The following is a 13,167-nucleotide window of genomic DNA, read 5'->3' as shown; positions in this document are numbered from 1 at the left end:
ATTGCGTTCCTTTTATGTTCCCGCTACGCCTGAGCGATGGCTAAAACAAAAAGGCGATATGTATGTCAGGCTTGCGGTGGGGTTTCGCACCGCTGGCAGGGGCAATGTCCCGATTGCTCAGAATGGAACAGCTTGGTCGAAGATACGCCCGCTAGTGTGTTTTCAATGAAGCACGATCTGTCGAGTGGTGGAAAAAAGATCCAGTTTGTGGCGCTTGATGCGCCGAGTGAAGCTCTGGAACGGCGCAGTACAGGCCTTGCTGAATTTGACCGCGCCTTGGGTGGAGGTCTGGTTCCTGGCTCTGCTATCCTCATGGGGGGTGATCCAGGAATCGGCAAATCAACGCTTTTGCTGCAGGCGGCGGCGAGCATTTCCCGGAATGGTCAGGATGTCGTTTACGTCAGCGGCGAAGAAGCTGCCGGGCAGGTCCGTATGCGTGCTGAACGGCTGGGCCATAAAGATGCCCCAATACAGCTTGCTTCGGCCACATCAGTTCGGGACATTCTCACCACGCTGAATGGGATGGAGCCTCCTGCGCTTCTGGTGATCGATTCCATCCAGACCATGCATTCGGATACCATTGAAGGCGCTCCGGGTACGGTTAGCCAGGTGCGTGGCTGCGCTTTTGAATTGATCCGTTATGCCAAGGAAAGCGGCGTCGCGCTTATTCTGGTTGGCCATGTTACCAAGGATGGCACCATCGCAGGCCCCCGTGTGCTGGAGCATATGGTAGATGTTGTGATGAGCTTTGAGGGGGAACGAAGCCACCAATACCGTATCCTGCGTGCGCTCAAAAACCGCTTTGGTGCTGTCGATGAAATTGGCGTTTTTGCGATGGCGGGGAAGGGGCTTGAAGAAGTTTCTAATCCATCCCTTCTGTTCCTTTCAGGACAGGAAGCACCTGTTGCAGGAAGCGCTATATTTCCAGCCATCGAAGGAACACGGCCTGTCCTAATTGAAATTCAGGCTCTGATTGTTCGCTTGCAGAGCGGGGCCACGCCGCGTCGTGCGGTGGTGGGTTGGGATAGCGGACGGTTGGCTATGTTGCTTGCTGTGCTGGAATCGCGCTGCGGTTTGAACTTCTCAACCGCTGAAGTTTATCTCAATGTCTCAGGTGGCTATAGACTGCAGGACCCCGCCGCAGACCTTGCTGTCGCTGCAGCCCTCGTTTCCGCTTTAGCTGACAAACCTCTGCCCACCAAATCGGTGTGGATTGGCGAAATTTCTCTCGCAGGAGAAATTCGTCCAGTTGCTCATTCAGGTCTCAGAATGCGTGAGGCTGCCAAACTTGGCTTTGATAAAGGCTTCGGCCCACCAGACGGGGATCGAGACGGCAGTGGTATTACGTATGAAAATCTATCGGGATTGTTCAAGCTCGTTGACCGGATTGTGGCATCATCATAGGCGGATAATCACATGACCGGCTTTGATATCATTGTACTCTTTGTAGTGGGCCTCGGTGCCATACGTGGCTTCATGCGCGGTTTTTTGCAGGAGGTTCTTTCGCTTGCTGCCTGGGCGGCGGCGATCGTCGCAATCTATTACTTCCACACTGACTTAACCGCTATATTGTTTGATTACATCTCCTCTCCTTCGGGTGCTGCTGTTTTAGCGTTCCTTATATTGCTTCTCATTCCTTTCGCTTTCATGCGCGGATTTGCGATCTGGGCTGGAAGAACCTCTAGATCCTCCGTTCTTGGGCCAATAGACCGGGTGTTGGGATTTGGCTTTGGCACGATCAAAGGTGCCATTATTGTTGTAATGGGCTTTTCCATTCTGGTTCTTGCCTATGATACGATTTGGGGTGCCGAGGGACGGCCTGACTGGATTGTTCAGTCTCGGACCTATCCATTCATAAACGCCAGCGCTGACAGCCTGGTTCAGGTCATTGATGAACGTAGAAGGCGTATGATTTCTGATAAAGCGGAATCCGATAGTTCTAAAACAGATATCTTTTGAAATGGCTGCGACCGAGAAATTATATTCCCCTCACTTACTAGCTCTGGCGGTAGAACTGGCTCAATATCCCGCTAACCCGGCACTTTCCCTGTTTGGAAAGGCTAAATCTCCCACATGCGGCAGTGTGATGTCCCTCTATCTGGAAACCGATAATGATGGGCGCATATGTGACATAGGCCTGAAAACTCAGGCCTGCGCAGTAGGGCAAGCTGCCACGGCTATTTTTGCTCGCCATGCCAAGGGAAAGAATGTCAGAGATATCGACGATATGATATCTGCGTTGGATTCCTGGCTGAATGACGCAGGGCCGATACCGGAATGGTCTGACCTTGGGATCATTGCTGCAGCCAAAGACTTTCCCGGTCGTCATGGGGCAATCCGGCTTCCTTGGCAGGCAGCTTATCGAGCACTGCATTCAATCATCTAGTCTTACCCTGCGGTCTGGGTTAACGCGCAACATTGTTAATCTGGCAGATCTTCAAAACAGGTCGCCGGTTCTGAATATGAGTTTGCTCAATGCCCTCCTTTAATTGCCCCGTTCCAAACCTGCGCCTGCATATTGACGGTGATGCTTTGGCACGCAATTGGCAGCGCCTGAATATGCTTTCAGGCACTGCCTCTGCTGGAGCGGCAATCAAGGCAAATGCTTACGGCCTTGGTATTAATAGCGTTGCACCGATTCTCAAAGAGCAGGGCGTTCGCAACTACTTTGTGACACATTGGTGCGAGGCGGCATCATTGCTTCGTTATGTGGCAGCGAATGATATTTCCGTGTTGCATGGCCCGCAAACCTCTGAAGAAGCGCAGTATGCCAAGTCGCAAGGCTTGCGGCCGGTGATCAATAGCCTGTCACAGGCAGCAATTTGGCTGCGTGCGGGAGGGGGTGTTTGTGACCTCATGGTCGATACTGGGATCAATCGTCTCGGTCTCGATATGAGTGAGATACATGATCCGATTTTGCAGAAGTTAGATATCAACCTTGTTTTGTCGCATCTCGCATGTGCAGATGAAGACCACCCGTTGAATGCTGTTCAACTTGACCGTGCCCGCACTGCATTTAGAGCGATAAATTCTGTTGGAAAAAGCCTTTCCAGTAGCGCTGGCATTGCTTTGGGAGAGCCATACCATTTTGACATTACCCGTCCAGGACTGGCACTTTATGGAGGAATTCCCCGCGCAGAATTTGAAGGTGTAATAGAGCAGGTGGCGACGCCGCAGGCTATGGTCATTATGACGCGGCAGGTCGCTCAAGGCGCTACGATCGGATATAATGCGACCTTCACAGCGCCACGCCCTATGCGTGTTGCAATTGTTTCGCTGGGATATGCTGACGGCTTTCTGCGGGCTTGGGCCGGCAAGGCGAAGTTTCGATATGGTGGTATTGATCTACCTGTTCTCGGCAAAATATCGATGGATATGACAGTAGTAGATTGCAGTGCAGCACCGGATGTTGCTGAAGGAGACTGGGTTTCACTTCCTTACAACTTGGCGGCAGCTTCTGCGGCAACCGGTCTGTCCCAATATGAACTTCTTACTGTTTTGGGCGAACGTTTTAACTCGCGCTAACGCGTATCTATGTTGCGCTGCACATCGAGGAAATGCTACTATCTCCTTCAAACAGTTGGAGATGGTTAAATGCCCAGCACGTCAGACACCGTAGATGAAACGGTGATCATCAAGAAATACGCCAACCGCCGGCTGTATAATACGAAATCTTCGAGCTACATTACGCTTGATGATTTGGCTCGTATGACACGAGAAGGAACAGACTTCGAAGTTGTGGACGCAAAGACTGGCAATGACATTACACATGCCATTCTCACGCAAATCATCATGGAAGAAGAAGCGAGCGGGGAGCAAATGCTGCCTATCAGCTTCTTGCGGCAGCTCATTGCGATGTATGGTAATTCCGTTCAGTCGATTGTTCCATTTTACCTTGAAGCTTCGATGAAGAATTTCCAGGCTAATCAACGGAAACTGCAAGAAACTTTTTCAACCAGCATGACGCCGGATAGTCTGAAGAAGTTTGCGGAAACCAATATGGCTATGCTGGAAGCTGCAACCAGCGCTTTTATGCCGAAAGCTGCTGGGAAGGTTTCGAGCGAAAATACATCTGCGAAGAGCACTGAAGATGATCTCGATGCCCTGCGCAAACAGATGATGGAAATGCAGAAAAAGCTCGATCAGCTTGGCAAATAGCTCGCGGCAAGTCATGCGGGCCTTTCGTACAAACAAGTGATTCGAAAGCCCGCTTAGTGTCAGAGATACGCCACGCCTTACCGATCCGCCGTGCAGACGATTTTGCGCAATGGTATCAGGAAGTTATCGCAGCAGCCGACCTTGCAGAAGAGTCGGGTGTGCGAGGCTGTATGGTGATCAAACCATGGGGCTATGGCATTTGGGAGCGGATGCAGGCTCTGCTCGACCGCCGCATCAAGGATGCGGGGCACGATAATTGCTATTTTCCGCTCTTCATTCCGCTTTCCAACTTCGAGCGTGAAGCTGAACATGTTGATGGCTTTGCCAAGGAAATGGCGGTTGTTACGCATCATCGCCTTGTGGCAGGTCCTGATGGCAAGCTAATTCCTGACCCAGAAGCCAAATTGGAAGAGCCTCTTGTGGTTCGTCCCACTTCGGAAACGATTTTCGGCGATGCAATGAGCCGCTGGATTCAGAGTTGGCGTGACCTTCCGCTCAAGCTCAACCAGTGGGCTAATGTTGTACGCTGGGAAATGCGCACCCGTATGTTCCTGCGGACCAGTGAATTTCTCTGGCAGGAAGGGCATACGGCCCACGCTGACGCTGAAAGCGCCAAAGAGCATACACTCCGGATGCTCGAAGTATATCGCAGTTTCGCCGATGAACAGCTTGCTCTGGCTGTGATTGCAGGTGAAAAGCCTGAAAATGAGCGTTTTCCGGGCGCTGAAGAGACATGGTCGATTGAAGCGATGATGCAGGATGGCAAGGCCCTTCAGGCCGGCACTTCCCATTATCTCGGCACCAGCTTTGCTGAGGCGGCCAACATTCGCTTTCAGGATAAGGAAGGCCAGCAGCAGCTTGCGCACACGACGAGTTGGGGTGTCTCCACCCGTCTGATCGGCGGCGTTATCATGACGCATGGTGATGATGATGGCCTGCGTGTTCCGCCAGCCATTGCCCCAGTGCAAGTCGTGATCCTGCCCATGTTGCGTGGCAATGATTCTGATGCGGCTTTGATCGACTATTGTGAGGAATTGCGCGACGCAATTGCCAAGCAAGATGCTTTGCGTGAGCCGGTCCGAGTGCAGCTCGATTTGAAACCGGGGAAGCCTGCGCCCAAGCGCTGGACCTGGGTGCGCAAGGGCGTTCCTGTGATCATCGAAGTGGGTGGTCGTGATCTTGAACAGGGCAAGGTGACCTTGCTGCGCCGGGATAAATTATGGGGCGATGATGCCAAGCCCGCATTTGCCGGGCCTTCACGCCTTGATTGTGTGGCTGAGATTTCCGGGCTTCTTGAAGATATTCAGGCTTCGCTCTACGATGAGGCTTTGGCCCGCCGTGAAAATGCTATCGCGCGTGATGTCGACACGCTGGAAGGGCTGACCGCCTTTTTCAGTAGTGAAAAACGGTATCCGGGTTGGGTTGAGGTGCAATGGTCAAAACCGACCGGTGAAGAGCTACAGCAGGTGGTTGATAAGCTGAAATCCCTTAAGCTCACTGTCCGCAATGTTCCGATTAACGCAGCACCTGTTGAGGGAACCTGCATATTTACGGGAAAACCAGCGGTTGAAAGGATTTACGTCGCCCGCGCCTATTGAGCGTGACCGTTGCTGATCCATGGTATAGATGGATCGGATGGCGATTAAACCGACAAAAGATATAAGAAATGCTCCTGGCCTTCCGAGCCGGGAGCAAATTCTCGAATTCATCCAGACCACTGATAAGCCCGCCGGAAAGCGAGAGATCGCTAAGGCGTTTGGCTTGAAGGGTCAGGAAAAGATCAATCTCAAAAAACTCCTCAAGGACATGGCCGAAGAAGGCCTGATTGACGGCAAGCGAACTGCTTATCATCGAATGGGCGGTGTGCCCAAGGTTACAGTCCTCAAAGTGATGGAAATCGAGGATGGCGAAGCCTTTGCCATTCCTGAAAGCTGGTCCCCGGAAAGCGCGACGCCTCCTCCCAGAATCCGTTTGATTGAGCGGAAGAGTAAGGGTGGAGCGCTGAAAAAGGGCGATCGGGTTCTGGCTCGAACCGAAGAAGCAGGGCGGGGCTGGATTGCCTATCCGATGAAGAAACTGGCGGATACGAGCGAGTCTGTTCTGGGTGTTGTAGAGCTGGATGGGCGCGGGAAAGCATGGCTTGCGCCGGTTGACAAGCGTGTTCGCCAGTCATCACCCATCGCCGATTTGGCCAGTGCAGAAGAAGGCAATCTTGTTCTAGCTGAACCCGCCGGACGCTCCCCCAGAGCGGGTGTTCGGGTGGTCGAAGTGCTCGGAGATCCGCTGGCTCCCAAGGCTTTCAGCCTGATTGCGATCCACAAATACGGTATTCCCAACGTCTTCCTACAAGAGGTACTGAACGACGCAGAAAAGGTGTCTAAAGTTACCTTGAGTGACCAAAAGCGCGAAGATCTGCGCCACATCCCGATCATCGCGATCGATCCCGCCGATGCGCGTGATCACGATGATGCGATCTGGGCTGAGCCGGATGGAGAGGGTGGCTTCAAGGCCATCGTCGCAATTGCAGATGTGAGCTTTTATGTCCGCCCCGGCAGCGCGATTGATCGTGAAGCGCGCAAGCGGGGTAACTCGGTTTATTTCCCGGATCGGGTCGTGCCGATGCTGCCTGAAGTGCTGAGCGCGGATGTGTGTTCGCTTCGCCAGGGTGAAGATCGGGCGGCGATGGTTTGCCACATGCAGATCGGCAAGCATGGCCAGATTAACAGTTGGCGTTTCACCCGTGCAATTGTTCGTATTTCGGAAGTCATCGCTTATGAAGAGGCGCAGGCGCGGATTGATGAAGAACGCGCGGATGACACGCTGAAAAATCTTTGGGCCGCGTGGAAGGACCTTGCTTCAGCGCGAGACAAGCGTGATCCGCTTGATCTCGATCTGCCAGAACGCCGTGTGGTGCTGGATGACCAGGGCCGGGTGGCCGAAGTTGCTGTGCGCGAGAGGCTAGATGCGCATCGGGTGGTCGAAGATTTCATGATCGCGGCCAATGTCGCGGCAGCCAAGGCGCTGGAAAGCAAGGCGTCACCTGTCGTCTACCGCATCCATGAACCGCCATCGCGTGAAAAACTGGTGGCTTTGCGCGATTATCTCGAAAGTTTTGGTCGCAAGCTTGCATTGGGTCAGGTCATCACACCAGGCCTCTTCAACCGAATGCTGAAAGATGTTTCGGATAGCTCTGAAAAGGCTCAGGTTATGGAAGCGGTTTTGCGCAGCCAGACCCAAGCCTATTACGGACCGGCCAATGCAGGCCACTTCGGGTTGGCGCTGGGCAGCTATGCACATTTCACATCGCCTATTCGCCGTTATGCCGACCTTCTGGTCCACCGTGCGCTGGTCGATGCGTTTGGGTTAGAGCAGCCTGACCCGCAAAATGGCATTCCGGCTCATTCCGGCCTGTCAGACAAAGATCGCGGTGATCTGTCGAAAATCACCGGTGCGATTAGTGACACGGAACGCCGGGCGATGGCGGCAGAGCGCGACACGGTGGATCGTTATGTCGCCGCCTGGCTGGCAAGCCGCGTAGGTGAAGTGTTCGAAACGCGGATCACAGGGGTTCAGTCCTTCGGCTTCTTTGCCACGATTGTAGGCCTGGGCGGTGATGGGCTGGTGCCGGTGTCCACTCTGGGTTCCGACTATTTCCATTATGATGAAGCTGCGCAACAACTCATCGGGGAAAAGAGCCGCACCACATATTCACCGGGCGATGTGCTCGAATTGCGACTGGGTGAAGCCAATCCACTGACTGGCGCGCTAAAGTTTGAATTGCCTGACGGGAAGGGCGGCAAGATTGAACCTCGCGGCAATCGCCCTCCACCGCGCCGCAAGAAGCCAACCGAAATGAAAGATAAGGCGGGCAAACATATGCAAGGTAAGCGCGGCCGCCCTGGTAATATTCGCCATCAGGGCCGTAAAAAGAAATGACTGAGGAGCAGGGCAGGCAGTTCGCTACAATGCACTAATTGCCTGCTTTTGCTCTCTCGATTGCCGCATTGATCGCGGCGCGGGCTTGCGGGCTGTTTTTCCAGCATGTCGAACCAAGGCGAGCGGACGTTTCTGCGCAGATATCTTCGGCGTTTCTTGTCGCAAGCTGATGAAAACTGGAGATGCCCAACTCTTCCAACCGCGCAATAACGGCGGGTCCAACGCCTTCCACCGCGAGCAGAGCAGTGCGTTGATCCTCCGAAAAAATCGCAGACGTCATTTCAGGCAAGCCGGTCAATATCTTCCACAGCCAGACTTCCGGGCACGATAAAGACCGGGCAGGGCAGGCTACCCGCTCCGGTGGTGAAGTGCGAAACCAGCGGGCCGGGGTTTCCATCCGGACCAGCGCCGAGCACGAGTGCGGAAACTTCAGGGTGTTCAGCCAGATATTCGCGGATAATAATTTTATCATCGCCCATGCGGACGGTGATTTGCGGCATTTTGTGCATTTCTCCGGCTAAAGAGCCTGCGGCACTGGTCGCCAGCACTTCAGCGCGATCATAGGCTTCTTGCTCGATCGTGGCCTGAACGCCGCCAAATGCGTTAAACCCTTGTTTTGGAACCAAAGATAACACTTGAACAGCGCCATTTGTATCCGCCGCACGCCTGGCAGCATAGCGCAGCGCGACCCGCGCTTCTTCCGTTTCGTCGATGATGACCAGATATGTTCGCATGGGTTCTCTCCTGAAACTGTCTATCGAAGCAATCATCTCTTCGCGCAAGACCTTGCGGGCGCGGCGCAAATTGGCCAGAGACATATTTGAAAATTCGCAACGTAAAGTCGCAAAGCAAGGAACAGACGCTCCGCCATGCCTATTGCCATCAAGATGCCCGCCCTTTCGCCAACTATGGAAGAGGGCACCCTCGCCAAATGGTTGGTGAAGGTCGGCGATAAAGTTGCCGCCGGTGACATTATGGCCGAAATCGAAACCGACAAAGCCACTATGGAATTTGAAGCGGTTGATGAAGGAACCATCGCGCATATTCAGGTCGCTGAAGGCTCTGAAGGTGTGAAAGTCGGCACAATCATCGCAACTCTCGCTGAAGATGGCGAAGATATCGGCGATGTCGAGCCTATGGGTGACGGCGGTTCCACGCCTGCCCCCAAGGCCGCTGAAGAAAAGCTGGCTAAGAAAGAAGAGACTGCAACGCCTGCGCCAAGCCCCACACCTGCCGCATCATCGCCCGCTCCCTCTTCGGGTGAGCGAATCATCGCATCTCCGCTTGCACGCCGGATTGCCGATGATAAGGGCGTGGACCTTACATCGCTGAAGGGCAGTGGGCCGCGTGGCCGCATTGTCAAAGCCGATGTAGAGAATGCCAAATCTGCGCCTGCCGCTTCGGACAGCAAAGCCGCCGCAACACCTGCACCCAGTGCAGCGCCGGCTGCCGCAGCGATTGAAGCACAGGACTTCGGCATTCCGCATGAGAAAGAGAAGCTCTCCGGCATGCGCAAGACCATTGCGCGCCGTCTGACAGAATCGAAGCAGCAGGTTCCGCATATCTACCTCACGGTCGATATTCGCCTGGACGAAATGCTGAAGCTGCGCTCGCAGCTCAATGCAGCACTTGAACCACAGGGCGTGAAGCTCTCCGTCAATGACCTTCTGATCAAGGCGCTGGCCAAGGCGCTTGTGGCAGTCCCATCCTGCAATGTGCAGTTTGCTGGTGATCAACTTCTGAAGTTCAGCCGCGCCGATATTTCAGTTGCTGTGTCGATTGATGGTGGCCTCATCACGCCGATCGTCAAGGATGCTGGTGCCAAGGCTATTTCCGCCATCTCCACCGAGATGAAGGATCTTGCTGGCCGGGCGCGCGACGGCAAGCTGAAGCCGGAAGAATATCAGGGCGGGACCGCATCACTCAGCAATATGGGCATGTATGGCATCAAGCAGTTTGAGGCCGTGATCAACCCGCCACAGGCCATGATTATGGCTATCGGCGCAGGTGAAAAGCGCCCCTATATCGTTGATGACGCGCTGCAGATCGCCACGGTGATGAGCGCAACCGGCAGCTTTGACCACCGGGCCATTGATGGTGCCGATGGCGCTCAGTTGATGAAGGTCTTCAAGGAGCTGGTGGAAGCTCCACTGGGCCTCATCGCCTAATGGTGGATGAAGTCATGAGCGGCCGCGACCCGGCCATTCGCATCAGCGCTATGCCCGCCGATACCAACGCCTATGGCGATATTTTCGGTGGCTGGCTGATGAGCATGATGGATAGCGCGGCCGGCCTCACGGCAGCGCGCTATTCGCATGGCCGTGCAGTGACTGTGGCGATGGATGGAATGCAGTTCCATCAGCCTGTGAAAGTGGGCGATGAAGTCTCGGTCTATACCAATATGGTCAAGACCGGGACCAGTTCCATGACGATTGACGTGGAAGCATGGCGGCGCGAACGCCACCGCGATACCGCCGTCAAAGTCACTCAGGCCACATTTACTTTCGTTGCCATTGATGAAAATGGCCGCCCGCGCCCGATCAAGGGCTGACGGGTTTTTCTCTTTTTTGCCCGGTCTGAAATGCCGGGCGCCGTACTGACTGGCAGGAAAGACATGGCAGACAAATACGACGTTATCGTCCTTGGTTCAGGCCCCGGTGGTTATGTGGCAGCGATCCGTGCTGCGCAGCTCGGTCTCAAGACCGCCATCGTCGAGCGTGAACTTCTGGGCGGCATTTGCCTCAATTGGGGGTGTATCCCGACCAAGGCGCTGCTGCGTTCCGCCGAGATTTTCCATTATATGCAGCATGCCAAGGATTATGGCCTGGCAGCCAAGGAAATCGAAGCCGACCTTGAAGCGGTGGTGAAGCGCTCTCGCGGGGTGGCCAAGCAGCTCAATCAGGGCGTCACGCATCTGATGAAGAAGAACAAGATTGCCGTGCATATGGGCACTGGCACTCTCACTGGCCCCAATACGCTGGAAGTGAAGGGCGAAAAGGGCACTGAGACCCTGAACGCCAAGCACATTATCGTCGCCACCGGCGCGCGGGCGCGTGACCTTCCCTTCGCTCCGGCAGATGGCAAGCGCGTATGGACCTATCGCCATGCGATGACACCGAAGGAAATGCCAAGCAAGTTGCTGGTGATTGGTTCGGGCGCGATCGGCATCGAATTTGCCAGCTTCTACAACGATATGGGCGCGGATGTGACGGTCGTCGAAATGATGGACCGCATTGTGCCGGTGGAAGATAAGGACGTTTCCACTTTCCTTGAAAAATCGCTCACCAAACAGGGTATGAAAATCCGCACCAAGGCGGGTCTTGAAAGCCTTGATGTGTCCGACAAGGGCGTGACCGCGAAGATCAAGGACAAGGACGGCAAGGTTTCAACCGAAGAATATAGCCATGTGATCGTGGCCGTCGGTATTCAGCCGAACACCGAAAATATCGGTCTTGAGAAGCTGAAGGTTAAAACCGATCGTGGCTTCATCCAGATCGACGATTACGGTCGCACCGGCGTCAAAGGCCTCTGGGCCATTGGTGACTGCGTTCCCGGCCCATGGCTTGCCCATAAGGCCAGCCATGAAGGTGTGACGGCGGCAGAAGCCATCGCGCAGGAACTGGGCAACAAAGACGTTCATCCGCACGGCCTCGATCGGAACAATATTCCCGGCTGCACCTATTGCCACCCGCAAATCGCCAGTGTCGGCATGACCGAAGCGAAGGCCAGGGAAGCGGGTTATGATGTGAAGGTCGGCAACTTCCCCTTCATCGGCAACGGCAAGGCCATTGCTCTGGGCGAGGCCGAAGGCTTCGTGAAGACCGTGTTCGATGCCAAGACCGGCGAGCTTCTGGGCGCACATATGATCGGTGCCGAAGTCACCGAATTGATCCAGGGCTATGTTGTGGGCAAGACCCTGGAAACCACGGAAGCGGAACTGATGCAGACTGTTTTCCCGCATCCAACTCTGTCCGAAATGATGCATGAAAGCGTGCTCGCCGCTTACGGCAAGGCACTTCATATCTAATATTCCGGGTCAGGGCATTTGGGGTTAATGAACCGAAATGCCCTGACCCTATTGCTCGCGGAATACCTGCTGCTTAGATCGATCAATGCTAGGGTGGAGGTGGCGGACCGAAGCCGACGAAACGGAGAACTACACCTACGCTATAGCCCTCTGAATTCATTAATGTTGCCGGTCACATCCCGGTGCGAAAATTGTCTTGCATCCGATAGAAACCCCGCAAGCGGACGTTCGTCATGTTTGCAGCGAATGACTGGAGCGAGCCCATTCTAACGGATGCTGCAGCTTGGAGGAATGTCACATTTGCTGCATAAAAACCATCTGAGAGATTCAGTTTACGCAACTGCACTGCTTGGTTTCGGCAACGTCGAAAGCCAGACGTGCGTCCCGTGAAGTCAGCCTCACTTGGCGTTTCGTAATACCTTTCGGATGTAGGTGTTCGCAGAACGGAAATGCGATGGACCAGACGCCTCTGCGTACCGGCCAAGCGTCCATTTTCCGGTCCAAGCGTGCGCGCCACTGGCGTAGAGCGTATCCTCGTCTTGTGCTGCAATGAACTGGCGCAACTTGTCACAAGCGGTTTCAAAATCGGCAAGCAGGACTGACCACGGCGTCTGGTTGCCTTTTGCGTACAGACGCGCGTTGTATTCTTTTAGCTGGTTCCATTTGTAGCCTTTGGCAGGCACATGAACCTCGCGGCCCGCAACTCCGTTTTCATACCAACCGTGAAACATGCCCATCCAGTGGGTGCGGTGTGCGATCACACCCTTGATCGTGGCGTCATCATCGGGGGCCGACAAAGAGGCTTTTGCTTCGTCGACGCCATCAAGCGTTTTGCGGAGCTTGGCCAATTCCTTATCGAAAACGGCAAGTAAGTCAGTCTTGTTGGTGGCTGCGGGCATGCCCAACCATTACACAACTTAACAGATTGCATCATTGATTTAAAACAAGGCTGCGTCGCTGCCTGGATCAGTGCATTCGCTGCGAGTACTTGCAAAACCGAACGGCAATCGCTGCCACCTTCTGGTGTGCGGTGATCGGCGGCACAT

Annotated in this window: 13 protein-coding genes; 10 read left to right on the top strand and 3 right to left on the bottom strand. The window is 54.4% G+C overall.

All coding sequences use genetic code 11. The features are described 5' to 3' along the window. The first annotated feature begins 36 nt into the window (after window positions 1-36). The 7 genes from radA to rnr all read left to right on the top strand — a co-directional run bounded on the left by radA (window position 37) and on the right by rnr (window position 8,094). Window positions 37-1,404 carry a DNA repair protein RadA gene (radA, locus tag GRI39_RS03975; protein WP_160738348.1) on the top strand — a complete coding sequence of 456 codons (1,368 nt, stop codon included), beginning with the start codon at window positions 37-39 and terminating at the stop codon, window positions 1,402-1,404. Window positions 1,405-1,416: 12 nt separating this feature from the next. Continuing rightward, window positions 1,417-1,959: a CvpA family protein gene (locus GRI39_RS03970; protein WP_160738347.1), complete on the top strand. Its 543-nt coding sequence runs from the start codon at window positions 1,417-1,419 to the stop codon at window positions 1,957-1,959. 1 nt (window position 1,960) lies between these two features. Then, entirely contained in the window at window positions 1,961-2,386 is a 426-nt protein-coding gene (locus GRI39_RS03965) for an iron-sulfur cluster assembly scaffold protein (RefSeq protein WP_160738346.1), read from the top strand. Window positions 2,387-2,475: 89 nt separating this feature from the next. Next, window positions 2,476-3,525, top strand: coding sequence for an alanine racemase (locus GRI39_RS03960; RefSeq protein WP_160738345.1), 1,050 nt, complete (start codon window positions 2,476-2,478; stop codon window positions 3,523-3,525). A 69-nt stretch (window positions 3,526-3,594) separates the two neighbouring features. After that, complete coding sequence (gene phaR / locus GRI39_RS03955; protein WP_160738344.1) at window positions 3,595-4,158, top strand: polyhydroxyalkanoate synthesis repressor PhaR; 564 nt, start codon at window positions 3,595-3,597, stop codon at window positions 4,156-4,158. 56 nt (window positions 4,159-4,214) lie between these two features. Further along, window positions 4,215-5,756, top strand: a complete 1,542-nt coding sequence (gene proS / locus GRI39_RS03950; RefSeq protein WP_160738343.1) for a proline--tRNA ligase — start codon at window positions 4,215-4,217, stop codon at window positions 5,754-5,756. Window positions 5,757-5,793: 37 nt separating this feature from the next. Next, window positions 5,794-8,094 (top strand): ribonuclease R, encoded by a 2,301-nt coding sequence (gene rnr, locus GRI39_RS03945; RefSeq protein ID WP_211371421.1) that lies wholly within the window; start codon window positions 5,794-5,796, stop codon window positions 8,092-8,094. A 34-nt stretch (window positions 8,095-8,128) separates the two neighbouring features. Here the strand turns inward: rnr and GRI39_RS03940 are convergent, their stop codons facing one another. Continuing rightward, window positions 8,129-8,374 (bottom strand): helix-hairpin-helix domain-containing protein, encoded by a 246-nt coding sequence (locus tag GRI39_RS03940; protein WP_160738341.1) that lies wholly within the window; start codon window positions 8,372-8,374, stop codon window positions 8,129-8,131. A gap of 1 nt (window position 8,375) precedes the next feature. Further along, complete coding sequence (locus tag GRI39_RS03935; RefSeq protein ID WP_160738340.1) at window positions 8,376-8,828, bottom strand: universal stress protein; 453 nt, start codon at window positions 8,826-8,828, stop codon at window positions 8,376-8,378. Window positions 8,829-8,963: 135 nt separating this feature from the next. Here GRI39_RS03935 and GRI39_RS03930 point away from each other — a divergent pair, with 135 nt between their 5' ends. From GRI39_RS03930 to lpdA, 3 genes are all read left to right on the top strand, one after another. Beyond that, window positions 8,964-10,262, top strand: a complete 1,299-nt coding sequence (locus tag GRI39_RS03930) for a pyruvate dehydrogenase complex dihydrolipoamide acetyltransferase (protein ID WP_160738339.1) — start codon at window positions 8,964-8,966, stop codon at window positions 10,260-10,262. A gap of 14 nt (window positions 10,263-10,276) precedes the next feature. Continuing rightward, entirely contained in the window at window positions 10,277-10,645 is a 369-nt protein-coding gene (locus tag GRI39_RS03925; protein WP_246204853.1) for an acyl-CoA thioesterase, read from the top strand. A 63-nt stretch (window positions 10,646-10,708) separates the two neighbouring features. Then, the gene (gene lpdA, locus GRI39_RS03920; RefSeq protein ID WP_160738337.1) at window positions 10,709-12,121 is read left to right on the top strand and encodes a dihydrolipoyl dehydrogenase; all 1,413 of its coding nucleotides are present in this window, start codon (window positions 10,709-10,711) and stop codon (window positions 12,119-12,121) included. 398 nt (window positions 12,122-12,519) lie between these two features. Here the strand turns inward: lpdA and GRI39_RS03915 are convergent, their stop codons facing one another. Then, the gene (locus GRI39_RS03915; protein WP_160738336.1) at window positions 12,520-13,020 is read right to left on the bottom strand and encodes a ClbS/DfsB family four-helix bundle protein; all 501 of its coding nucleotides are present in this window, start codon (window positions 13,018-13,020) and stop codon (window positions 12,520-12,522) included. Window positions 13,021-13,167: the final 147 nt, after the last annotated feature.

The sequence above is a fragment of the Altericroceibacterium indicum genome, from assembly GCF_009828105.1.
Classification (GTDB): domain Bacteria; phylum Pseudomonadota; class Alphaproteobacteria; order Sphingomonadales; family Sphingomonadaceae; genus Altericroceibacterium; species Altericroceibacterium indicum.
The sequence above is the reverse complement of the archived record's forward strand: the minus strand, read 5'-3'. Positions and strand labels throughout refer to the sequence as shown.

Excerpts from the sequence above, each read along its gene's own strand:
- phaR (WP_160738344.1), top strand. The coding sequence starts at position 3,595 with ATGCCCAGCACGTCAGACACCGTAGATGAAACGGTGATCATCAAGAAA.
- GRI39_RS03925 (WP_246204853.1), top strand. The coding sequence starts at position 10,277 with ATGAGCGGCCGCGACCCGGCCATTCGCATCAGCGCTATGCCCGCCGAT.
- GRI39_RS03960 (WP_160738345.1), top strand. The coding sequence starts at position 2,476 with ATGCCCTCCTTTAATTGCCCCGTTCCAAACCTGCGCCTGCATATTGAC.
- GRI39_RS03970 (WP_160738347.1), top strand. The coding sequence starts at position 1,417 with ATGACCGGCTTTGATATCATTGTACTCTTTGTAGTGGGCCTCGGTGCC.
- GRI39_RS03965 (WP_160738346.1), top strand. The coding sequence starts at position 1,961 with ATGGCTGCGACCGAGAAATTATATTCCCCTCACTTACTAGCTCTGGCG.
- GRI39_RS03930 (WP_160738339.1), top strand. The coding sequence starts at position 8,964 with ATGCCTATTGCCATCAAGATGCCCGCCCTTTCGCCAACTATGGAAGAG.
- GRI39_RS03940 (WP_160738341.1), bottom strand. The coding sequence starts at position 8,374 with ATGACGTCTGCGATTTTTTCGGAGGATCAACGCACTGCTCTGCTCGCG.
- GRI39_RS03935 (WP_160738340.1), bottom strand. The coding sequence starts at position 8,828 with ATGCGAACATATCTGGTCATCATCGACGAAACGGAAGAAGCGCGGGTC.
- GRI39_RS03915 (WP_160738336.1), bottom strand. The coding sequence starts at position 13,020 with ATGCCCGCAGCCACCAACAAGACTGACTTACTTGCCGTTTTCGATAAG.
- radA (WP_160738348.1), top strand. The coding sequence starts at position 37 with ATGGCTAAAACAAAAAGGCGATATGTATGTCAGGCTTGCGGTGGGGTT.
- rnr (WP_211371421.1), top strand. The coding sequence starts at position 5,794 with ATGGCGATTAAACCGACAAAAGATATAAGAAATGCTCCTGGCCTTCCG.
- lpdA (WP_160738337.1), top strand. The coding sequence starts at position 10,709 with ATGGCAGACAAATACGACGTTATCGTCCTTGGTTCAGGCCCCGGTGGT.